At 46.3% G+C, this 23,581-nt stretch carries 21 protein-coding genes; 4 read left to right on the top strand and 17 right to left on the bottom strand.

Features of this window, described 5'->3' with window-relative positions:
• Nucleotides 1-2 precede the first annotated feature (2 nt).
• The 9 genes from PQ461_RS09350 to PQ461_RS09310 all read right to left on the bottom strand — a co-directional run bounded on the left by PQ461_RS09350 (nt 3) and on the right by PQ461_RS09310 (nt 16,571).
• A complete protein-coding gene (locus PQ461_RS09350; RefSeq protein WP_274303595.1) occupies nt 3-9,539 on the bottom strand; it encodes a DUF6603 domain-containing protein in 9,537 nt (3,178 codons plus the stop codon).
• A 63-nt stretch (nt 9,540-9,602) separates the two neighbouring features.
• On the bottom strand, nt 9,603-11,183 hold the full coding sequence (locus PQ461_RS09345; RefSeq protein WP_274303593.1) for a lipase family protein: 1,581 nt from the start codon (nt 11,181-11,183) through the stop codon (nt 9,603-9,605).
• Nucleotides 11,184-11,193: 10 nt separating this feature from the next.
• The gene (locus PQ461_RS09340) at nt 11,194-11,943 is read right to left on the bottom strand and encodes a hypothetical protein (RefSeq protein WP_274303591.1); all 750 of its coding nucleotides are present in this window, start codon (nt 11,941-11,943) and stop codon (nt 11,194-11,196) included.
• An 87-nt stretch (nt 11,944-12,030) separates the two neighbouring features.
• Entirely contained in the window at nt 12,031-12,696 is a 666-nt protein-coding gene (locus PQ461_RS09335; protein WP_274303589.1) for a hypothetical protein, read from the bottom strand.
• Between the two features lie 32 nt (nt 12,697-12,728).
• Nucleotides 12,729-13,289 carry a hypothetical protein gene (locus PQ461_RS09330; protein WP_274303586.1) on the bottom strand — a complete coding sequence of 187 codons (561 nt, stop codon included), beginning with the start codon at nt 13,287-13,289 and terminating at the stop codon, nt 12,729-12,731.
• A 135-nt stretch (nt 13,290-13,424) separates the two neighbouring features.
• Nucleotides 13,425-13,859: a hypothetical protein gene (locus tag PQ461_RS09325; RefSeq protein ID WP_274303583.1), complete on the bottom strand. Its 435-nt coding sequence runs from the start codon at nt 13,857-13,859 to the stop codon at nt 13,425-13,427.
• A gap of 258 nt (nt 13,860-14,117) precedes the next feature.
• Nucleotides 14,118-14,621 carry a hypothetical protein gene (locus PQ461_RS09320; RefSeq protein WP_274303581.1) on the bottom strand — a complete coding sequence of 168 codons (504 nt, stop codon included), beginning with the start codon at nt 14,619-14,621 and terminating at the stop codon, nt 14,118-14,120.
• A gap of 310 nt (nt 14,622-14,931) precedes the next feature.
• Complete coding sequence (locus PQ461_RS09315) at nt 14,932-15,753, bottom strand: phosphotransferase family protein (protein ID WP_274303579.1); 822 nt, start codon at nt 15,751-15,753, stop codon at nt 14,932-14,934.
• A gap of 11 nt (nt 15,754-15,764) precedes the next feature.
• Nucleotides 15,765-16,571 carry a phosphotransferase family protein gene (locus PQ461_RS09310; protein WP_274303576.1) on the bottom strand — a complete coding sequence of 269 codons (807 nt, stop codon included), beginning with the start codon at nt 16,569-16,571 and terminating at the stop codon, nt 15,765-15,767.
• Nucleotides 16,572-16,615: 44 nt separating this feature from the next.
• Here PQ461_RS09310 and PQ461_RS09305 point away from each other — a divergent pair, with 44 nt between their 5' ends.
• The 4 genes from PQ461_RS09305 (at nt 16,616) to PQ461_RS09290 (ending at nt 17,992) form a co-directional block, all read left to right on the top strand.
• On the top strand, nt 16,616-16,810 hold the full coding sequence (locus PQ461_RS09305; RefSeq protein WP_274303574.1) for a hypothetical protein: 195 nt from the start codon (nt 16,616-16,618) through the stop codon (nt 16,808-16,810).
• 27 nt (nt 16,811-16,837) lie between these two features.
• Nucleotides 16,838-17,074 carry a relaxase/mobilization nuclease domain-containing protein gene (locus PQ461_RS09300; RefSeq protein WP_274303573.1) on the top strand — a complete coding sequence of 79 codons (237 nt, stop codon included), beginning with the start codon at nt 16,838-16,840 and terminating at the stop codon, nt 17,072-17,074.
• 260 nt (nt 17,075-17,334) lie between these two features.
• Nucleotides 17,335-17,706 (top strand): hypothetical protein, encoded by a 372-nt coding sequence (locus tag PQ461_RS09295; RefSeq protein WP_274303572.1) that lies wholly within the window; start codon nt 17,335-17,337, stop codon nt 17,704-17,706.
• A 127-nt stretch (nt 17,707-17,833) separates the two neighbouring features.
• Nucleotides 17,834-17,992: an ATP-binding protein gene (locus tag PQ461_RS09290; protein WP_274303571.1), complete on the top strand. Its 159-nt coding sequence runs from the start codon at nt 17,834-17,836 to the stop codon at nt 17,990-17,992.
• A gap of 277 nt (nt 17,993-18,269) precedes the next feature.
• On the opposite strand, the gene PQ461_RS09285 is transcribed toward PQ461_RS09290, so the two are convergent.
• From PQ461_RS09285 to PQ461_RS09250, 8 genes are all read right to left on the bottom strand, one after another.
• The gene (locus PQ461_RS09285) at nt 18,270-18,596 is read right to left on the bottom strand and encodes a hypothetical protein (RefSeq protein ID WP_274303569.1); all 327 of its coding nucleotides are present in this window, start codon (nt 18,594-18,596) and stop codon (nt 18,270-18,272) included.
• A 2-nt stretch (nt 18,597-18,598) separates the two neighbouring features.
• Nucleotides 18,599-18,730 (bottom strand): hypothetical protein, encoded by a 132-nt coding sequence (locus PQ461_RS09280; RefSeq protein WP_274303567.1) that lies wholly within the window; start codon nt 18,728-18,730, stop codon nt 18,599-18,601.
• A gap of 10 nt (nt 18,731-18,740) precedes the next feature.
• The gene (locus PQ461_RS09275) at nt 18,741-20,294 is read right to left on the bottom strand and encodes a carbon-nitrogen hydrolase family protein (RefSeq protein WP_274303564.1); all 1,554 of its coding nucleotides are present in this window, start codon (nt 20,292-20,294) and stop codon (nt 18,741-18,743) included.
• An 8-nt stretch (nt 20,295-20,302) separates the two neighbouring features.
• A complete protein-coding gene (locus PQ461_RS09270; RefSeq protein ID WP_274303561.1) occupies nt 20,303-20,755 on the bottom strand; it encodes a cold-shock protein in 453 nt (150 codons plus the stop codon).
• A 70-nt stretch (nt 20,756-20,825) separates the two neighbouring features.
• Entirely contained in the window at nt 20,826-21,017 is a 192-nt protein-coding gene (locus PQ461_RS09265) for a cold-shock protein (RefSeq protein ID WP_274303559.1), read from the bottom strand.
• Between the two features lie 450 nt (nt 21,018-21,467).
• A complete protein-coding gene (locus tag PQ461_RS09260; protein ID WP_274303558.1) occupies nt 21,468-22,436 on the bottom strand; it encodes an HAD-IC family P-type ATPase in 969 nt (322 codons plus the stop codon).
• Nucleotides 22,390-22,821 (bottom strand): P-type ATPase actuator domain-containing protein, encoded by a 432-nt coding sequence (locus PQ461_RS09255; RefSeq protein WP_274303556.1) that lies wholly within the window; start codon nt 22,819-22,821, stop codon nt 22,390-22,392. The genes PQ461_RS09260 and PQ461_RS09255 overlap by 47 nt, the downstream gene beginning before the upstream one ends.
• Complete coding sequence (locus tag PQ461_RS09250; protein WP_274303554.1) at nt 22,763-23,524, bottom strand: P-type ATPase actuator domain-containing protein; 762 nt, start codon at nt 23,522-23,524, stop codon at nt 22,763-22,765. The genes PQ461_RS09255 and PQ461_RS09250 overlap by 59 nt, the downstream gene beginning before the upstream one ends.
• Nucleotides 23,525-23,581: the final 57 nt, after the last annotated feature.

Genomic DNA, 23,581 nt, shown 5'->3' with positions numbered 1-23,581 from the left:
TTCTATTTTGATGTAATAGTTATCTTACTTGACCTGTTATCATTAGCCGCAAGGTCTACCGCCCCGTAATCCAGGCAGAGCTGGCTCCATCCCTCTATCGAGGCATGATCAAGGCTGGAAAGTGCATACATACCCCAAACATTAAGGTCCATGCTCGCCGGTTTGGCAATAACGCCATAGAAACTATCGGTAGCACAGGCCTCCGGTGTTTCATAAACAGATAGCGTCTTACTGTCTTTGGTAATTACTTGTACCGGTTTGTTCTGATTGGTCTTAGACGGAATTGCGCCAGCCAATATGCTCACGCCAATTGTATCCGCGTCGTCCGCTAATGCATCAGTAAGTATTGCTATGTATTTAGCCGATGATGGGAACAATGATTGTATCCAGCCAGGCTCAAGCCCTCTTACACCACTTACCTGATTTTTCACCAGCAACGCGTTAGCATCCAGTAATCCTATCTGAAGGCCGGTATCGGGCACCTTTATGCGCTGACTGTTTTGCACCCTTATCATTGAACCGTCGGCAAGCGCCCAAACAGGGTTCACCTTTGCCAGCAGCGTGTTTCTTTGCCAGCCTACGTTGGCATCGTCGCCCAGGCCGTATCCTTGTACCACTACCTGCGCGGTATCTGGCGGCAATACATATTGTACTCCTGGTTCGAGATATTTTAACCCGATTATCGCGCTGAACCTGTCGAACGAGAAGATTAACACTGGTAAGCCGCCTTGGTTGTTAATGGAAGTGGTAGCGTTAGGGTCAACCAGCCACATGGCTATTTTACCATCATTTAGGGTAATATAGTTTTTCGGCTCATCTGTTGCCAGTTTCGAGGCATACTGGCTGCGGGTATTTATTGCGGTCTTATTGGTAAAGCTTGCCCTTATATTTCGCCTGTACAATGGCATGGAGAGGATACCTTCAGAAGCATTAAGACTTAATTTTGCCCTATTGGAAAAAAGCGGCGCCATAGGCGTGGCGTTGGTAGCGTATTTATTAAATACACCCTGCAAACGCGGCAGCGCAATAACAATTTCGGATTTTTTTAGCGGCGCGTTAAGACTTATTGATGGTATTAGATTGCCTTGTTCAGGAACGCCTCCGTTTTGATAGATGCCTATACGCGCAATTACGGGCAAGTCCTGTAAGATCAGTTCGGGCGAGAATGCCATTACAGATAGATCCGGGTTTTGCGGCGCCAATATCGCGCTGGCCGACAAAGCCAGGAACGCAGCATTTCTTTTTTGAATAACTGCACTGTCCATTATGCTTTGCCTGATGATAGTGTAAGCTCTCTGGTCTGTGTATAGCGCAGCAGCCGGATAAGTTGGCGTTAGCGCAAAGGGCAATAATTTAATGTCGTTTCTGTCATACTTTAAGTTCTCGACATTGAAAGCAGGGATGTTTCCAGTGATAACGTACTGATCGGCACTGAGGGTTAAACCAAACAGCGCATCGGCTATCAGCATCGTATTAGGATTAGGCGCCTGTGCTTTATTCAGCTGCTCTTTGGACCACAATGCAGATGGTGCGCCATTAGTAATCACAGTAAGCGATACTTGCCGTGCTACCAGGTCTACAGGCTTACCGCCTTCGTCCAACACTACTATGGTGAACGGTGCGTCTAATGTATTTACATAACCCATCGGCCTTACGCCCACCGGCACGCCCGAGGCAGAGAACGAGGTACCCGTAACGGCCATATCGCTCACTGGAATAGCCGACTGAACCGAAACAGTGAACGGCACAGGATTTACTATCCACAGAGCGCTGTCGGCATTGGTACTTTGCATACCTTCCCCCGAGCTCCATTTTACTATTTCTGTTGTTGTATTTTCTTCAACCGCCAGCGATACATCTGCATTGGCTAATTGCTGATCATTTGATTTTTCAGGAGCAGGTAAGAAACTCTGCTCAAACAGTTCCCAGGTGATCGGGTTGTCATCAGTCGCTGTTTCACCCGATCCGATAGGTATAGTGAAGGAAATAACGTACCAGTCAACTTCCACAGAGCCATGTACTGGCGGGCCTTCCAGGTTAAGCTTAGTACCAAGCTCGGCGCTTAAGGTAACAGATACGCCTGCGATAGTAGTACCGAAGGATACGCCCACTGTTACGCCTATCCCTACCTTGAAGTAGAACGGATTCCACTCTATCAGGAAGTTAGCATAAGCGTTTAGCCATGCAGACAGAGGCCCCAGTTCGAAGTTTACGTTAAGATAGCCGCCTGCCATTACCGCAGTAGGGCAAAGCGCAAAATAAGCGCCGCCGCTAATGCTGATCTTGCCTACGGCGATCTCCATTTTCCATACCATCCCCAGGCGTGGTACCACAGGGTAATAAACCGGCACGGCAAACGCAGGGTGGTAACCGCCAAGGCTGATCACGAAATCGCCAGCATTAACGGTATATGCGTCGGTTACCTGTTTTTTATACCACAGGTAGAACGCGAAGCCGCCGGTAACCCGGCAATCCCTGGTCAGTACGAATGAGTTGGGCGTTAACTGAGCCTCAGCAGATATTATGCCTGCTGTGAATTTGAACGAGACCTTTATCGCAAGCTCAAAATAAGCCAATGCCAGGTTTTGTGGTATTTCTGGCGGAAGGGTGGCATAGCTCAACCCCAGGATATTAAGCTCCCACTCCTTGCCGAAGCTGAGGAACAGTAATGCCGAAGTATTAATGAGGCCAAACGATTTAAATTTGATACCCGCCGCCAGCCAATACTGGCCTATTTGAGGTGGAACAAAATCCGAGAGCTGTTTCAATGCTTCGGCAGGGTCATTACTGGTAAAGGAGCCTTCCGAAAGGCCTTTTACCAATGGGAAGTTCTGCACCTGGTCTATAGCCGGTATGATCAACCCGCGGTTGTAGCTAAAACCGGCGGCTATTCCGGTCACAAAAAATGCAGGCGGCCCGCCCAGCGGCACGTTCAGCACACCGAATATGAACAGCGACGGCTCTTTATTGCCTTTTGAGTTTTCTATCTCAGCATAAGACCCCAGGGCCAGCACCGAGAATTTTCCGCCTTTTATAACAGCTGTACCGTTGTAACAAAGCGGATTTGTTTGCTTAAACAAACCTGCTTCTACGCTTACTGAGCCGCCTTCAAAGCTAATGTCTAGCCCTTGCAGGTCGAGTTTGTAAGCGCTAAAGTCTGTGGGGGTTTCTACTGGCACGCCAATGGTGAGGCCGATGAGCGTGGTTTTAAGGCCGGCAAGCTCTACGCTGCCCGAGAAAAGGAAGTCGAGTATTTTCTCGGTGTTTTCCCAACCCAAGCCCAGGCTGTCAACAAACAGCGGTCCGAACGAACGTTGTATGGGCACTATAACCTGTGTACCGTTTCCGGTGTTGCTCTTCAGATTAACATACACCTGTTTGGTATAAGCGGCAGTAACTGAAAAGGCAGGGTTTGCCGGCGGGTTATTAGCGCTTTTATCGTCGCCAGAACCCAGCAGGTTGCTGGCGATTGGATTAGTGCTGCTATCGCCGCCCGGCGCCATTTTATTAGGTGCCAATGACAGGGCTATATCCTGCAGCGTAACGCCAGCGCCAAAGTCAACTGTCGGGTTTCCGTTGTTTAATTTCAAATCAAACAGCACACGCGGCTTAACAGCGCCTATTGCAAACCGGCTAAGGTCTACCAGTGGCTTGCCGTTGGTGCCTACCATGTCGAACCCAACGTTGTTCAATACCAGGTTCAGCATGCTAAAGTCGACCGAAGGAATGGTGCCGTTCATGTTGATAGGCACGTATATGCCAATGCCCGGGTCGCCGGTCACACCGCCGCTGTCGGTTATCCATTCGTTATCGCTGTCTCCCAGTTGTATAACTATATTCGGTATTGATGGTATCTTCAGGTTAGGTGCAAAAAGGTGCAGTCCGTAGCTGCCGGGGTTATTCAACTCAGGGCCAATCTTAATTGTCGATTTATTATCCTCGCCAAAGGTGAGCAGGGTAAGCGTATTCGACATCAGTGCCTTCAGGAAGTTACCAAAGAAAACTTCCGGCGTTATAGCAAGCAGGTTATCAATCGAATTGAGGTAATAGGTAACTTTGCTCCCCTTTGTTTCCTGAACTACAAGCGATGCGGCTTCGAGCAGGAATACCGGTGTAGGCGCATTTCCATCGCCGATGATTGGCGCTTCCAGCCAGGCCTTTACGCTGCCGAGGTTCAGCACCAGTGATGAAATGTACCGCGGTATTACGTTTTTGAATACACCGAAGATCCATTCGTTCATGCGTGCAAGCAGCTCGTCGGGGTCTCCTGCCATTTTCGGGAAAAACTCAGGGAGCAGCTCCCTTGCCAGGGCAGAGTTTGTTCCGGCGTCTGATATCGGGTCGAATCCTAATACAAAGCCTTTATTAGCGTCATATTGCAGGCTGATGGCCGGTCCAGTGGTACCTTCAACAGGTAACAATATGTCGACACCAAAATTGAAAGTGAACGCGCCGCTGTTAATATCGATGCCTGCGCCAGTTTCGGCTACCTTGATATCGATGATTTCCAGCGAAGGCAAGGTAAGGTCAGCCCATAGCCCCAACAGATTTTGTGAATTTAAGCCCGCTTTTATAACAACCGGGATTGAATTTCCCGGATTGAACAATATCAGTCCGCCATCGGTGGTCAATTGCGTAGGCAGCAGGCCCGATAGCAGCGTTTTTACTGCGTTGGCAGTGTTTGGCGCTTGTGCTGTGCTGAACAAGCCTTTCAGCCAGGTCAGCGCCGCATTCTCCACCATTGTAAGCAGTTCCGATTGTGTTTTTTGCTGGAAGTTTTCTACTGTAAGTATCTGCAGCAGCGATTGGATAAGAGCATTTACATCTACGGCTGTGCCAAAGGTCCGCATTTGAGTAATGAACGGACCTGCGGCGGTAGTGGCCAGGTAATCAAGCAGCTTCGGCGTAAGATCGTTCACCATATAGGCAGCCGCAAAACTGGCAGCCTGGCCGGCAATATTTCCCCATCCCAGGAATGGCAGCAGCTGCAGCGCCAGCCCTGACGGCGCAGCGGGCACACCCTGTGCTATTTTCAGCAGGAAGCCTTTATCATATCCCACAGTGGCAAAAATATTGCCCGCTACATCCGACGATAGATCCACAGATCCTGCGAATGCTGGTTGATAATTGGCATCCAGGGTTATTTGCATACCCAAGTTGTCCAATTTTCCTTTACCACCCGCAATAACAATCGGGTCGGCGCTGAAGCCAAATGTAGCCAAACCGTTTTGCCCGGTTATATTTACCGCAAGGCCGTAAGGCAAGCCGCTTATTTCAGCTCCATCTACGCCAGGGGTTACCGTGATACCATTGTCTGATGTTACCTGCGGCAAATTGCTCAGCAGCGCAGCCAGTGCGCCCACGTTGAACCGGCCATTATGGCCTAATACATCGTCAGACAGCATCCAGCCAAGCGGGTCTTTCAGTATACCCATTATGGACTGCATATCCCATTGGCCTACAGCCGAGGCGAGGATACCGCCTTCCGCAGCCGGCATGGCTTCAGCGGCAAGCCCAAGGCCTGTAAATATTTGCTGTACCAGCGGGTACTTTTTCAGCAGGCTTTCTTCCAGTACCGCGTTCGAAATTATGTTGAGCACATAGGCCGGCGCAAGGTTTGAAAGATTGATTAAAAACTCATCGCTTTTGAACGGATACAATGGCAGCGGGGCGGCCGATGGCTTACTGCCGTCGCCCCATACCATTGCCGAGTGGAAGATATCGTCGGTTGTTAGTGGATATCTTAAGGTAATTACATTATCCAGCGCCAAGCCCAGGATAGGGCAGTACACATTAATGTCTACCGAAATATCCTTATTGATAAGGTCTAATTGCAAGCCGCCGCTTAAGTTCAGGAACGAGCCAATCTTAAATGCATCAGTCGGCAAAACCTGCAGGCTAACCACACCGTTGGAGTTGGAGCCGAATGTAAAGTTGCCGTACTTAACTGCCGGGATGTTAGCAGTAAGCTCTTTGGTAAGCGCGGCGAGTACTTCGGCATTCTCAAACAAGGCAACAAACCTGTTCTTAATGCTGTTTACCGGGTCAGAAGCCAGCTCCAGCAGCGCCTGCGGTATCAACAGATAGCCTTCATCTGCCGGGCCGCATATTTGTAGTGCGGCCAGCAGATCGAGCATCGAAGTTGGGAATGCAGGTATGGTAATACCGAAAGTGCTTTCTAAAAATGCGAATAACTCTGCGCGTTGGGTGGGCTCAACCAGCATTGCGGTAAGCTGCCGCTGTATATAGGTATTGAAATCAGAAAGCAGGCCGTTCCAGCCGGAAGTATTAATGCCTCCATTTGGAGTAGCATTTTCATCCCAGGTAGTAACCAGGCCGAGTAACGACAGCAGATTGTAGGCGGTTTTAAAGCCTTCCACATCTTTAACCTGATCAATAGCTGCCTGTACGGCTGCGTTCAGTATGGTGTAAAAAGAAGCCTGTAAGCTGGCACTGAACGAAGGGTCTAAAATTTCTTCAAGGGTAAGCGATTCAAGCTCGGTCTGCCCTGCAAGCGTTACGCCCAGCATAGTAACCACCGGCGTAAAAGTAACCGACCCTGAAACAATGCTCAGCGTAAAACCTAAAATAACTTTATTTACGCTGCCCGCCCCAAGCGGCAGATCTATCAGCAGCCCATCTGGGTTTGAGAGTGTGCCCAGGAAGCTCAGGTTAGGACAGTTGTTGGGGTAAACAACACTCCCCTGGTCTAACGAATACTCTATGGCATTCAGCCGGGTTTGCAGGTTAAATCTGAATTTAGTTGAACCGATGCTGTAATCGTAAACATCGTCGCGGCCTATGCCCAGTCCTATTACCTTGCTGCTATCGTCATACCAAACCGGCAATTCGAAGCCGGCAGGCAAAGGCATAAGGTACGGATCGGTAAATGAACCATTGCCCGATATATTAGGCGGGGTGGCTAAGCCAGTATTTATAGTCCAGCTAAGCATGCCAAGCATGCTTTTCGCCTTATCTGTGGTATCAAAATCAGCGGCAATTTGTTGCCTGAGGGCGGGCCAAGGGTCTGTAAAGCTGGTGAGCTTTAATTGTGTAAAGCCATCCCAGCTAAACCCTGCTGGGAAGATCGGCGACTTTGAAAGGTCTGTTAAAAACCCAAAAGCTCCGGCTGTGAACAGCCCCGCGCGGGTGTTGGTGCGCAGCAGGAAAGCTCCCAGTGCACCTGTAAGGAATGGAGCGAAGGTTGCTACGCCATCAGTTACCAGCTTTTCCAGTGCTGCCGGATCGGCAAAGTTAAGGTTTTGGTTAAGAGAGATGCTATTCCCGTCAATTACCAATGTGGGGTTATTTACAAACAGCGACCATCCCCATCCACCGGCCCTGCTCCACGAGCCTGATAGCTGCGATTGATCGATCTTTATAGTAATGCCAGCAAAATCAGGGGTTTGGAAGCCATCGGGCAGAGTTAGTTGTGCGGCTACAAGTGGCAGCCACTGGGCGGTCGCCGTGCCATTGCCGCCCGCAGGTATATCAACATTTACTACATCTAACTTTATTGATGGTACTACCTTAGTGCCAAGCAGTGTAAGCTCCGGCTCCAGTGAAAGCCCGATAAACAGCCTGGTACCCCCGCCGTCGAGCGCTGTACTGTATGAGGTTAAATAGGCAGGTAAAGTAACGTCAGTAAGCGATATGCCCGCTTTCCAAGGCGAATCAGGCGTGCCGTCACCAGTAACAGTAACCGTATCGCTGCCTGTGGCAGAATTTAACAGTTGGCCAAATTCCTTTACAATATAGGTAAAAGCCGTTTTGCCGTCAACCAGTGGCACATATTCCAGTATATTCAGATAATATTTCGCCCAGGCTTCAAGCGGGTTAGTGATCGAATTGATCATCTGGCTGGCATCAAACGGCGCAAGTAGAGCTATTGGCCAATTGCTTCCTGCCGAATCGGGAGGGGTAAGGCCTATCAGTGATGCCACACTGCTTGAAAATGTATTGCTGCTGCTCAGGCTAAGCAAAGTCTTTATACCATCGCTTAATGCTACAGCGCCTGCATTTGCCAGTTGCGATGGCGAAAGCAGGTTGATAACGTTGAACGAGCTTGAGGGTGTAACTACGTTGTTAAGGTTAAAATAAGGCACCACGCTGCCCGACAGCCCGAATGACATACCGCCTTCCAGGCTACCAAAGCTATAGCCGTCAAATGCTGCAAGCGGCTGCCCTTCTGTTTTATTACCCATCCGGCCCTTAAACTGGAAGTTTACAGTAGGATCGGCAGATATAGGGCCTCCAGTAAGCTGAAACCGCGCCAGCTCCAAGTCGGCTTCTACATTAAAGACAATATCAGATGTGCTGATAGGTATATCTGTGCCCGTAAATGACAGACCGGGATAAAAGTATCGTATCCCGTCGCCCACTACGTCAGTACCTACTGTAAAATTCAGCTTCCCAATACCATTTACACTTATCATTGAGATAGTGAATGGGTTGATGCGGGTGCCGGCGCCTGTTACATCGGTTTGCGTGCCATTTAAAAAACTCCCGAAGCAGGATAACCATGTCTTTAACTGGTCGGGATTAGCGCTAAGGGTATTAAACCAGTTTAAAAATGGCGTTGCAACTCCTTGTGGGTATTGCGATGGATTAGCAGCTATTTTAAACAGATCAGACCAGGCTAATACCGGCAGTCTCGATTGGGAGTTAGGCACTATAGAAGTTAAACCTATCAGCGGTGGAAAATAGCTGATCCTGGTTTGCTGTGAAGTTTGGGTAAACACATTGCTTAACGCTCCAACAAAAAGGCTCGATGCTGTTTCCAATATTTGCTGTCCGGTAATTGCTTCAAGGTCGGCAAGGGTACGGTCAGTTGGTACCGGGTCGCCCGGCAATTTAAGCGCCAGTGCCTGTATAGTGATCTCAAATGGTGTAGCGGATGCCATATCTATAGAGGCATTCACCTTTACACCATTAAACTGAACATCATTTATATCTACCAGTGGCTTACCAGGGTCAGCGCCTTCCAGGGCAATGCCGAAGGTAATGGGGTAACCCTCTTTATTAAAGGTAATATTTACTTCGTTTTTCCCTACACGTACAAAAGGCAGCATCCCCCAAACGTCAACTTTTATTAACGGGGTTGCCGTCGGCACCTCCCAGCTATGCAAAATACCAACGCCTAAAACAGTTTCTTCCTCTTTTTGATAGGTTACAAAATAAAGGCCAGTCTCCTGCTCGTTGTACGTGATAGGATACCAGGTGCCAAGCAATGCGGGGTCTGTTACAGGTATGCCCAGTGCATTTCCTCCAACTTTTCCTAACACCTGTGCCAGTAAGTCGCTAAAATTGCTTGCATTATTAGTAAAACCTGTCCGTGTATTCTCTATAGGATCGGTAAACCATTGGTTGTTTAGCCCATAGGTATCAGGGCCTTGATCTAATTTGTCCAGCAATCCTATCATTTCGCCTACGCTGCCCAGTATTGGGTCAAGCCCCGAAAAGGTTACACCGTTAGCCCCCTCCAAAACTTCGGCGGGCAAAACTTTAGTGTCGTCGATACTATAGGATGTATTTTTCATAAGACAAACAAAAATTCAGGAACTGGTTAGTCGTACAAGTTTGTTTTAAATATTTCCCGGGTGTTAAGCCGAAGTATCCAGCAGGTTACAATAGCCCGCAATGGAATGATAAGTAGACTCTTCAACAACCAGCTGACCACTTATGGTAATAGCGTTGCCGACCGGGAGATAACCAAGCGGCAGCAGCGGGTTGGCCATTTTGTCGTTAAGCCTGTAAAGCTGATAGCTTTGAGCCCCCACGGCACTGGTGAAAGAATCTACAAAAAAAGAATTGGCAAAAAGCGTACTGCCGAATGTGTACAGGCTGGCGGGTTTAAACCCATAATTGCTGAGTGCATAGTCAGTAGCCGCGATACTCGCAATGGCGCCACCCAGGTCATGGCCGGCCACTACAAGGCTTTTGCCGGCAGCAAGCGTGGTTAGCGCGCTGATGAGCGCCTGCGAAAACGTGTTGCCTGTTGAGTCTTGTAGGGGTGAAGTGTAGATGGTATACGCCCCGGTATGTACCTGCGCGGTAGTGCTGGAGATAAAGCTTACCGGGGATGTTGTTGATAAACAGCTGAACGTGTAATATTCATCGAAATTTACCGGCCCCCGTATACCTACTATTACTGTGTTATTGCTTGTGTAGATAGCTGCCCATGCGGTCCCGTTTATGTCGATGGTTTGGCTAAGCGAAAAGTTGGTGTTAGTAATTGGTGTGGATCCGTTGGGACGCTGTGCAAGCTGGTAGGCTGCGGCAACAACTTGCGATGCAGTAAATGCCAACTGCTGCGAAAAACCGGCTGGAAGGTTGGAGAAGGATGCCGGTACAGGAATATTTTGAGTTGGCTGCCCCCCCAAGCTTTGTAAATAATAAACATTACTGCGTTCCCACCAGGGTACGTCATACTGAGGCAATTTAATATTGTCTATATAAATCAGTTCGCCGGCTTGTTCATAGTCGGTGTTGTCCGAAACGGGGAAAAAGTCGACCGTGAGGCTTGGGGTGGCTGCCCACACAACATATTGCGGCGTTAATGCCTTTGAAGCAACAAGTGCGTTATAGTAGGTGGCAAAACTGGTATTGGCAAAATTAGGTGCCGAAAAAACGTAGCCGGGGCCGGGTGTTGAAGGCCCGGCCTGCTTGTCAGGCCCTGTATTGCCGGTCCTCATATCGAGCGCACAGATCTGGGCCATAGGTGCGCCAAGCCACATACCCGTAAAATATACAGGCGCATCCTGGTAGTCTTGCGGGATGAAGGCCAGCGCATCCCATATCGCTTTACGGGAGCCGTTGTAAGCCAACTGAAAAACAGAAGATATCATTGCATCGTTAGGTTCTTCCTTGCCGGCTACCGCGCTCGAAAGCCGCGCCATATTAGTAGGCGGCTGTGGTACGCCTGTCCAATTGAGCTTGTAAAAATTTTCCCATGCAATGCCAAGCGATATGACTATGGCTATGTCCAGGTTTTCGTTTATTGGCCCTGCGGCGATAAAGCCCTGGACAGGCACTGACGGCGGTAGCGGTTTTCCTGCAAACGATTTAAGCAACACCCAGCCCGGCGGTAGCACCGGGTTGGTGGTAAGGAGCGTTTTAAGCGCCGCCTGAGATGCCATTTGTTCCATTAATATTTTAATGGTCGAATCTTCGCTTGCTTTCATGGGAGGATTATTACGCGTCTTTTTTTATTTTTTTGATTACTACTTTGCCATTTTGGCCATTAGCGTTTGAAGAACCGCCGCCCTTTGATCCGCCGGGATTGCCGGGTGAAGCGCTTGAGGGCTGCCCACCGGGTGGCGTTTCGTTAGTGCCGCCATTGCCACCCTTGCCACCTGTGCCACCCGCGCCACCTGTGCCGCCCTGGCCAGGATTGCTCATTGGGATAACGTGGGCTACATCTGGCGTATAGGTATAGTAAAAAACAGAGATATTACCGCCATCGCTGCCAATAAAGCCCGCTCCCCCCAAGCCTCCCGGGCCGCCATCGCCGCCAATACCGCCTACTGCAGGCTGACAGCTGCCATTGGAAATACATTTTTTATCATTTTTTCCGGAGTTGCCGCCAACGTCGCCGTTACCGCCTGTACCGCCCGGACCACCGGAGCCGCCTGTGCCGCCCTGGCTTACAATGGTTAGCTTACTTGCGTTAGGAACGCTGAACTGGTTAACGGTAAGTATAAAATTAGGTCCGACTACACCCGGATTGCCTGGATGGCCCGGGCCGCCGGGCTCGCCTTTAGCCCCTGGGGTGCCACTAGTTGCGCAAGTACATTTGCCGCTCCAGCTTCGCGAACCATCGTCGCCGGGTTGCCCGGTATTATCGCTCTTACTGTTTACACCGTTTTTTCCGGGTGTGCCCGGGTCTCCTATGGAGCCATCGAGCCCCCAGAGAAGAATGCTATTGGGTGAATTAGTTGCCATAAGGTTAGGATATTTTAAATAAGAATTAAGCGAAGACCTGTTTTAAGGCTTTGCAGTATTGGTTACGTGATAAAATGACCGGCATGTTTAACTTAATGGTATCAGGTTTATTTTTGATACACTACCCGGATTCCCTGTCGCTCCATTATCGCCGGGGCCCAGGTTTGTAGAGCCAGCTCCCGGAGGACCGCCCGTCCCGGGGTTGCCTGGTTTGCCCGATGAAACATTGGTAGTTGCATTGCCGGTAATGCTGTTATAATATATAATAACATTTGCGCCTGTACCGCCGTCGCCTCCCTTGCCGCCTGTGCCGCCTCTTCCGCCTACTCCCTGCGGACCTTGTGATGCCGCCGTACAAGCGTTGTTTATAGGGCTAAGGTTGGTCGGGTTTAGCCTGCCTGCCGGGCCACCAGGACCTCCATCCTGCCCGTTGCCGCCTGTGCCCCCATCCTGTCCATTGCCGCCGCCGGCATTAATAATAAGGTCGCCCACAACATCGGTAAGCGTCCATGTGCTGACAGGGCCTGGTAGGCCGGTAGCGCCGTCGTTGCCATTATTTCCGGTCAGGCCAGTATTGCCGATGTCGCCGTTTGTTGGCGGTGTTTTGCAATTATATTTGCAGTTTGATGAATCATAATTGTAAGATCCATCATTACCTGCACCGCCTGTTCCGGCGGGCTGTGTTTGAGCTGTCCCGGGGTTCGCAGGCTGGGTATATGGGTCTGCGGTAAAATCTAAAGTCTTGTTTGCCATCTTAATAAAAATTAATATTTATAAATTGGTTATTATTGTTGTGTAAATACCTGGCAGTTTACTGAAGTGTTACCCACTACCCTAATTGTGCCGGTCGGTGCAACGGTGATTGTACCGAAGTTGTACACTTCCGTTTCGCCGCTCGTACCTAATACAACGGTCTGTCCGTCTGCCACAGTCAGGTCATCTGCGTTAAAAGCTAAAACCTTCCCCGGAAACAATGAGTGGTTAATAAGGTCCTCGTAATCAGCTACTTTTTTTGGATCGCCTATTAAGTAAGCCACTGCCGCAGTTTTGATGCTATTTCGCAGGTCATCGCTGTTGGGCGCCAGTTCTTTAGCAAGCGTTTGCGGATAGTCTACATGTGAATCTTCCGGGTGGTCTGGCAAGCCTATGAGTGTTTTCAGATCAGCAATAGAGCTGACAGGTATAACTTTACCTCCAATGTCGGCGGTATCATCAGCGCCAAATGTAAATAGCTCCCTGCTAAGTGCGGGATGCGATTGATTGATGGTGGTTTCACCGGGCTGAAAACCAAGCCGGGCGGCAATTTTGTTAAAAGCTTCTCGGTGTGAATCGGTAAGTGTGGCCATAATTTTATTTTTTATTTCAGTAATTGGTTTGAGCAGTATTATTATTGCCGCCAACGTAAGGTACGAGCTTACATTACCGGCAGGTTTAATTAGCGTGAAAGACCTAATATGTCGGAGCGTATGCTTGACGTCGGCTTAATTTTGCGTAAACACCTGGCTGTTAATAGCAGTGTTACCATTTAATTTAAGCTGACCGCCTGCTTCAATGGTAATTTCAGGTATGATAATTATTGTGGGATAATCCGGGCTACCAAGCGCCACCACTTGGTCGCTTTGGATGGTTAACTCGCTGGCAGTAATAACCATTGCCTGGCATGGATAAGTATCAGACATTACCGGCAAGTCGCTCTTCTCACTTTGTGGCAGGCCCAGCATTTTAAACAGATCGTCGAAGCTGTTTATAGTCACCATCGGGCCGGAAATATCCGCTGATTCACCGGAAGAGATAGTCACCTGGTCTTTCTTAAACGCATTGCCAGTTAGTTGGAGCATCAGGTCTTCTGCGATGAGGCCATCAGCTAAGTTGGCCTTAATAAAGCTGAGCTTTTCGTCTTTGGATAGATTTGTCATTGTGTTAGGTTTAGGTGGTTATGGTTAAATAGAAACAATAGGTTTAGCGTAAAATATATTTACACCAATTATATTATGCAGTATCAGGAAATGCTGATCTCATTGCTTTTGTGATGGTTAAGTTTAGATAGAATAAATTTAAGTTTCTTTATTCGACTTTTGCAAATTTTTTTTTAAATAAATTAACTTCCTTTTTAAAAAAATTATCGCAATAGTTAACCTCATTGATTTAACAGCCGTATGGTTATCTTATGTATATCATATCCTTATGATAGTAACTGTCGATGGTCCGCCTTCATTACCCGGCATGCCATCATTTCCTGCACCATAATTGCTATTGCCGTTTCCAGGCGGGCCGCCAGGACCTTTCTTTCCGGGCATCGAATTCCCTGTATTAATTTCTAAAGGTGGCAGCTTTCCTTTTATATATATTACTACCTGATTAGAACTGCCGCCATCACCGCCATTACCACCGTTACCTCCCTTGCCGCCTTTGCCTTGCCCCCATCCATCACCTCCCTGACCACCCTGGCCGCCGTCCTGTCCGGGCGAACCCCATGCATTTATTGTGAGTTTGCCTGTCACATCTGTAAGTGTCCATTGTGCGTTAAACCCGGGAAGGCCGTCTGAGCCATTCTCGCCGTTTCCGCCGGGGCCGCCATCGCCGCCATCGTAGTCAGGGGTGCCAATCCGCCCCTTTGAGCCGGAATAGGCAGGGGAGCTGTACCCATTGCCGGTGAAGTCCAATGTTATATCCGCCATAATTAAGATTAAAAGGTTATGATAGTAATTGATTAGGGAACTAAACAAATAAGTAATAGGTGTTGAACCAACGGTAATTAATTCAACACAGGTTTTTATATTACTTGCAGTTATGCGGGTATTAGGATAAGAGCTTTCATTATTCTGTGACGGTTTAGTTTAAGTAAACCTAAGTTTTTCTTTTTAAGATTTGCAACTTTATTTGAAAATAATTAAAACTGTACCATTAATTACCAACGGGACTAACTGCTTTAAAATTAATACCATAGCTGAGATACCGACAATGCTTTATACCAATAAATTGACAGCTTCAGAGAAGGGACTGTCGGTTTAACTGCTGCCTTAAAATTTGAAGCAGCCATTGAGTATGTACCGGTTTAGAAGGGTGAAGCTGAGCTGCGGCGCAAGGAAGTAACCAGGCATCCAGCTCGGTTTCAGTTACATTTGTCAGGTTTTTGTAGGTCTGCCAGTACACGTCGTAAATATTTTTTTTTGCCGCAATAAATAAGGCAGTGTCACCCGAAAAACCTTTGCTGATATATGGCGTCAGCATACGAAGTCTCGTAAGGACAAGGTCTCCCAAAGGATTGCCGCGATATGCATTTGTCCAGTCAATTACCATGCTTTTTCCAGACCCGGCAATAATATTTTTCGGGTGAAAATCACCGTGGCATACCTGGCTTCCGGCCGGTAACGTATCGAGGTAATTCAAAATGGTATCTGTAACACTGCCCAGTAAATCCCTGTTATTGTTTATTGTGTTATAAAAGGCGGTATATTGGGTTTGCAGCTCCCCCGTGGTGGTGGCATGGATGCGTGCATGCAATGTGGCCATGAGCCGAGCGTTAGCACCCCTTCTGGCATCTTCGGCTATCAGCAGCTTATCGAGTGTTGTCCCGGGCACAAACTCCATCTTTATGCCGATCCGGTCATTGTATTTCACCAAATTACCAATTACCGGCGCCGGTGTACCTGCCCGGTTAAGCGCACTCAATATATCATGCTCAAAATACGCCAGATGCGGCCCTAACGACTCGGTATAAAGCTTAACTATATAATTGTCATCACAGCGATAAACTTCGGCAGTGTTGCCTTTCCCAATCATCGGCCCCAGGTTTGTAAGTTGTTCCATAACAGGTTTAATTAAAACAAGAGCTCTGTACGCCCTTCTATAATATTCATCAGCCAATCCCACTCTTCAGAGATCTCTTCCTTTAGCCTTGCTGCCGCTACAGGCAATACCCAGCGGTTAATATCGCTGCGGGAAACATTAGTCAGCCTTAAATATTCATCCAGGTAATAATGGAGCAGCAATCTTCTCAACTGTTTCAAAATCAACCGGAAAAACAGGCCTGTACCGGCCGGCACATGTGGCGAAGATAATATTAAAGCCGTTCGGGCCACATCGCCCGCGCAATTACCATAATATACCTCGGGCCAGTCTATCGTCATATAGCCATTTGCACCGCCGATAATATTTTTGGGGTGAAAGTCGCCATGACAAATGCTCACGCCATCGGGGAGTGCCGACAGGTAGTCGACTATAACATGCGCCCGTTCACCCAGCACTTGGGCAGAGACTCCGATCTTGCTTTTGATTACATCATACTGCGATGCCAGCTTTTCGCACCGGCAACTGTGGATCTTTGCATGAAGCCGGGCCATTGTTTTTCCGTAGCGGGCAATTGCCCATGGTCTGCGCTCTATGTCTGTAAACATCGAATTCCCGGCAGCGCGCTCCATTATAATGCCGTTACGGCCCATAATTTGCACCTCCTCATAAACTTCGGGTGATGGCACTCCTGCTTCATATACAGCCTGCCCTATATCCAACTCATATTTATTAAGGCTTTCACCAGTATATTGATAAAACAATTTGACCACTTTATCTGGCCCCAGCTCATACACCTCTGCTGTTTTCCCCCTACCAAGCATACTGCCTTTCATCATAGATAAATATATAATGTTATTAAATAATGTTCACAACTGGTATCATGCAGTTGATTAAGTTAATGGTAAAACGCAATGCCAATAATGAGCAGTTACTTGAGGTTTTTGGCTTGTTTGAAATTGAAAATATAAAAAAACTGTTTGCGCCGTTTCGGATGTTAAGACCTAACCCGCAAAAGTACTTTTACCATACCTCTCTTCACTTCTCACCAAACGAGAACCTGGGTGATGAACAATGAACGTTATTGCAATAATATTTGAACAATATGGGATTTGACCAGCACCAATATGCCATCTTCCGGCATTACGATGCCGATTATCCGCACCTGCATATCCTTGTTAACCGCATAGGTTACGAAGGACAATTGGTATCTGATAGCAAAGACTACCAACACAGCGAACAGGTACTCGGAAAGCTGGAGAAACAGTATGGCTTAACAGAGGTCATCCCCAGTAAACAAGCGCAGGAACGGGCCATGACCAAGAATGAACTGTTGTTATAACATAGCCGATGAAGTCCATTAGTTAAGACCTATTTCCTCAACAGTTTCAATCTCATAGAAAAAAGTTTTAGCCATTATTTCAAAAGATATAAATGTAACATTTAATTGTACTTTGCATCCAGAAATAGTTAAATATTGATTACCAGAAGGCTATAAGAGGAAAGCGCCATATTAGAACTAAATATTACGTAAATACGGCTTTATTAATTTGTTGCCGAAGGTGTGGAAAAACTTAGCACATTGGCATTATCTTTCAATGTTTGTCAAAAATTATATTTGAAATTTACATCTTAAGCGCTGTCAAAATTACTTTTAACGAGATCCTGGAAAAAGAGATCCAAACTACCGATTATCATTGGTATCAAATGAATATCCTTCCTTACTTCGTTGGTAATACCATAAAGACCAACGGGGTCATCATTACGTTCGTTGAAATTACGGCGCGTATCCAGGATTTGAGAAATTACGAGAACCTGGTCACTGAATACGAAACACTTTTAGCGACGATTTCCCACGATGTTAAAAATCCGACCACTAGTATTTTACTCACGATCAATCAGTTAAAAAAGGAATCAGGTAATCAGTCAAATGTTTTTGGGGATTATTCGGAATACTGGAAAATTCCGTCATGAAAACACACATAATCATCAATGAACTTACCGACAGATCATGCAATCCGGCGCGCAAATTACGAGTGAGATCAATGTTTCAGAAATCCTTTTTTCCAGGCGGAAATTACGGAGCGTGATATATAATCTTGTGTCCAATGCGATAAAGTATCAACCTGCCGGACAACAACCGATCATACTGGTCAAAACTGAAAGACAGGACAATAACCTGCTCATTACTGTAAAAGATAATGGTTTGGGCATTGACCCCACCAAACATGATACGATATTTGAAAATATCAAAGAATAAATAAGTCCATAGAAGGCTCAGGCGTGGATTATACTTGGTAAATAAATTTGTGATAAATGCCGGCGGGAAGATTATGCTCAAAAGTAAATTAGGTAAAGGGGCAGAATCCAGGTCTATTTGCCGGCACCAAAAAGCCGGCTTCAAAACCTGATTAGCCATTTAAAAGCAAAAAGGCATCCTAATAATTAGAGGATGCCCTTTGCTGAATTTATTGTAGGAACTATGCTGATAACCTTACGGCGGGATGTCAGATATTCCAGCACACTTCTAATTAGCGTTAGCGTCTGACACGTGCTGGATTAAATGCAATTAAATATTCATAAACCGGCTCGGGTGCAAAACGATCCTGTATTGTGTTTTGTATCTTAACCACCTGATTCAGTTGCGCTTTAACCAGGGCAAAAGTTTCGTTTAAAAGTTCAGGTGATACACTCGTAGCAACGAGAGGACAATACTGTTTATCAAGTGCTTTTTTCTCAGAAGCAGTTGCAATTTGTACGTCCCAAACTTCGTCAGGTTTAAATCCATTTTCTAAAGCAGTATTTCCCAAATCATAAATAAATTCGCTGGCTTTATAATTCGCTGACTTTTTATTGTTGATCATAGTTATTTCTTTTTGTTAATGGTTACGTCATCTTTAGACGTGCTTTTTTTACCCGCCTGGTAATCCGAAGTTGATTTTTTACCACCCTCTGCCGGAGCTTTCTTGATGTTTTTGCTGCCTTTATCTTTACTCATATGCTTCTTATTAAACTTGTTTTTTGCTTTTATTTACAATTTTGTAGATATCCAATCTGCGGTCTTTCAGGTTTCTGACCGATCCGAAATTGTGTAGCTCTTTCAGCAGATCAACATCAACATCGGCGATTAATGTAGTTTCCGTATTCGGAGTAGCCTCTGCCTTAATGCCATTAGTTGGGAAAGAAAAATCAGAGGGGGTAAAAACAGCAGATTGTGCATATTGAATATCCATATTATGAACTTTCGGCAAATTGCCAACACTCCCTGCTATAGCTACATAACATTCGTTCTCAATCGCCCTTGCCTGCGCGCAACTCCTCACACGTGTGTAACCGTTTTGTGTATCGGTCATGAAAGGCACAAATAAGATCTGCATCCCCTGCTCTGCCAATAAGCGCGGCAGTTCGGGAAATTCTACATCATAACAAATCAGGATGCCGATCTTACCGCAATCCGTATCGTAGGTTGCGATCTGGTCGCCGCCTACCATGCCCCAAGCGCTTTGTTCCGCTGGCGTCAGATGGATTTTGCGATAGATCTCATAGGAGCCATCGCGGCGACAAAGATACCCTACGTTTTGCAATACACCATTTTCCAGATAAGGCATACTACCGGTGATGATATTTATATTATAACTGATCGCATATTCCACGAATTTGTCACGCAACGGTATGGTAAAATTGGAGATTTCCCGCATAGCTTCGGCACCACTCATATGGTTATAAGCCGTCATTAGCGGCGCGTTAAACAGTTCCGGAAACAGCACAAAGTCGCTTTGGTAATCGCTGATCGCGTCTACAAAAAATTCGATCTGCTCACACAGAGATTCCATGTTCGGAAATGGGCGCATCTGCCATTGCACCAGCCCCAAACGGATAACTGACTTTTTAGAATTGATGTGAGCGGCAACTTCGTTATAATAAATATTATTCCATTCCAATAGTGAGGCATATTCCAACGATTGAGTATCACCTGGCAGATATCCTTTAAGAATCTTACGGACGTGAAAATCGTTTGCCAACTGAAAAGATAAGGTAGGATCGTGTATTTCTTTGCCCTTCACCTTTTCCAAGTAGGCTTTCGGTGTCAGTTGCTCGGCATAGTCTTTATATTTAGGAATACGGCCACCAGCAATGATCGCCCGCAGGTTATGCCGCTCACAAATTTCTTTTCGGGCATCATACAGCCTTCGGCCAATCCGCATACCCCGGTAATCCGGATGAACAAAAAAATCAATGCCGTATAACACGTCTCCTTTTTCGTCATGCGTCGAGAAAGTATAATTTCCGGTGATCTGTGCGTATGTATGATTGTCGCCGAACTGGTCATAATCGACAATCAGTGACAAGGCACAGCCTGCAATAGCACCGTTGACCAGTATGCAGATTTGTCCTTCGGGAAATAGTTCCAGTAATTTATTAATATGGCTTTCACCCCAAAAAGAGGCACCAGCCCATTCCGAATAGGCTTCTATCATCGAAGATTTCAAGCCAAGGTAATCGTCTTTAGTCAGTGTACGTAACTCTACTTTAAGATCTTCGTTCCTAATCGGTTTATCCATGTCCCTTGTTAATTAGTTTTCGTGACCTTGACAGCCGTTGGCCCCTTTTGTCCGGGCTCTATTTCAAAAGTGACTTTATCATTTTCTTTTATAGCAAAATCCACTGAATTGATGTGGACAAAAATGCTTTCCTGGCTTTGAAGATCTTTAATAAAGCCAAATCCTTTGGATTCATTAAAGAAAGTGACCGTGCCTTTCCTTATCACTTCAACTTCGATATCTTCCTGTTTGGAGGTGCTTATCTGAATATCGTCTACAGATACTTTTTTGCGGTTACCCGGATCTTGTGGCACTGAAGTAATGTTACCGTTAGCGTCAACATAAGCCATCATATCGGCTAAGCCTTGGCCTTTAACCGCATTTGCTTTGCGATCTTCGGATTTTTCCCTTTTTTCCTGTTGTTTTTTGAGCTTTTTCTTTTCTCGCTCTTTTTTACTAAATGTTTCGGTGGATCTACCCATGTTTTTGATTAAGTGTTAACAAAAAAAGCATCCCCCACTGGAGGATGCTTCTGTAGGGATTTATAGTGTATTAAGCTAATTTTACATTTACTGCGTTAGGGCCTTTACGGCCTTCTTCTACTTCGTAACTAACCACGCTGTTCTCGCGAACATTGTCGATCAGGCCTGTAGAATGAACAAAGATCTCGCTTCCACCGTTATCTGGTGTGATAAATCCGAAACCTTTTGTTTCATTAAAAAATTTTACTGTTCCTTGTTGCATTATATTTTATTATTATGTCTGCAATATAAGTAAACATATCGACATATGTTTACTTATTGTCAAATAATTTAACATTTATTTAAAGTAGATAAACAGGGCACTTTATCGAAAACCCATATACCCACACACTCACCTCTCCTGCCAATTTTAAAACCTATTATAAATCAGAAATTCTCGTAACACAAATTTAGCCACAGGTATAAATCCACAAATACTGCAGGACAACATCATTGCACAACTCGGTTGGCCGCATCCATCTTCTGCTTTGTTGTTTTTCGCCTCACCTTTATGACAAGACATTTTTGCCATCTTTTAACAGCAATCCATCATTTTAGGCTGTGCTGGCTTTACTATTCCTCCGAAAGATGAAAGAAAAACAATGCAAGCCACTAAGATGATGGACACGAATCGCATATTCAAATGTATAGGCTAAACGCCACAAATTCAATTTTATGATTTTCTATAAACCAAAAGTCGCAAACCATTAAACACTACCACCAGTGTTGAACCTTCATGTCCGATAACAGCCGGGCCGATGCCTGAAATACCCAGAATCGTTAGTGGTATTAAAACAGCTACCATGCCCAAACTAATAACCAGGTTTTGTTTTATCACACGGCGGGACTTACGACTTAACCCAATAGCAAACGGAAGGTTATCCAACCGATCAGCCATTAAAGCAATATCCGCTGTTTCCAAAGCCACATCTGAGCCCGCCGCACCCATCGCTATACCCACAGTACTTTTAGCCATCGCTGGGGCATCATTCACACCATCACCGATCATGGCAACTTGCTTTTCCTTTTTGATCAGATCTTTAATAGCTTTTACTTTATCTTCAGGCAGCAGGCCACCCATAGCATCAGTAATTCCTATTTGTTTAGCAACTGCCTGAGCTACCTGGTGATTGTCGCCGGTAAGCATGATCATCCGCTTAATACCAAGGTCTTTTAATTCCGTTAAAGCTTGCTTGGCTTCCTTTCGGGGAACATCCATCAAGGCGATCATGCCGATGACCTCGCCATCCTGTTCGATTAGCATAGTGGTATTACCTTCATTTTCCAGCTTTTCGACCTGTGCATTTATTTCGTCAGAGAGTTTTTTAAAAAGGCTACGATTGCCAATGACAATCTTTTTACTGCCAATAGTTGCTTTAACCCCATGACCGGTAACAGCTTGCAGGTTTTTAGCAGATGGAATGTCTTTTTGCTTTAATCGTTCCAATCCACCTTTAACAATGGCAGCAGCCAATGGGTGATCGCTTAGCTTTTCGACAGCTATGGCAATCTCTAAAACTTCATGTTCTGACAGTTTGCCTAAAGCTGTAACACCGGTCAATTGTGGTTTAGCCTCAGTAAGCGTACCTGTTTTATCAAAAGCAATGGCTGTTAAGGCACCTAATTGTTCTAATGGCCCCACCTTTAATAAGTACCCCGCTTCGAGCTGCGCGGGCTATGGCGCTTAGAACGGCGTTTGGAGTTGAGATTGCTAAAGCACAGGGACTGGCAGCTACTAATACGGCCATTGCCCTGTAAAAACTTTTGCTGAATGGCTCATCAATAACCAGATAGGCAAATAACAAGATCACCACCAGGATTAGTACAGCAGGAACGTAATACTTTTGGAGCTTATCGGTAAACAATTGCGTGGGCGATTTTTGTGCTTCGGTGTCGTTGACCAATTTTACCAATCTCGAAAGTGTAGAATCAGCAGCCAGTCTGGTTACTTTAACTTCGAGAACCTGGCTACCGTTGATCGTACCGGCGAACACCTTGTTTTTCAGCTTTAAGCGTTTTGTCGTCATAATCTTTATCAGAATCTGCTAAGGGGGATTTATCTACGGGTACGCTTTCGCCCGTGATCGGTGCCTGGTTCACGCTACTTTCGCCTTTAACAACAGCACAATCAGCAGATATTTTGCTATTAGGTTTTATGATGATGGTATCTCCTAAAACGAGTTCTTCAATCGGCACCTCGGTTTCTTTTCCATCCCGGCGCACAATGGCAGTCTTTGGAGCAAGATCAGCTAATGCAGCGATGGATTTCGTCGCTTTGCCCATAGCATAATGTTCCAGTGAATGGCCGAAACTGAACAGGAACAACAACAAGGCACCCTCCGCCCATTGGCCGAGAAAAGCCGCACCAACAGCAGCGACCAACATTAAAAAGTCTATTTCAAATTGACCTTTACTGATAGCTTCAAAAACCTCCTTGGTAGTAAAGAAGCCCCCAAAGAAATAACCGATACCATAAAGGATCGTGCTGGTTAAAGGAGGCAACGCATGGATGAATGACAGGCCAAATCCTAATGCCAGAAAAACGCCGGAAAGGATCGCAAATATCAATTCGGTATTCTTACCAAAGATGCCGCCATGTTCGTGATCATGCCCGGCCTCATTCTCGTTGTGCTGATGATGATGCTTTTCTTCTTTTTCTTTTGCCCGTGAAATGTCAACCCTCGGTTCCTTTGTTCCTGTGGCTTTTTCTTTATGTTGTTCCTTTTTCATAGGTTCTAATTCATTATGATATTATCAAAATTAAGCAGGCCCCGCATGCAATCGTAG

It is taken from the genome of Mucilaginibacter sp. KACC 22063 (assembly GCF_028736115.1).
Taxonomy (GTDB): domain Bacteria; phylum Bacteroidota; class Bacteroidia; order Sphingobacteriales; family Sphingobacteriaceae; genus Mucilaginibacter.
The sequence above is the reverse complement of the archived record's forward strand: the minus strand, read 5'-3'. Positions and strand labels throughout refer to the sequence as shown.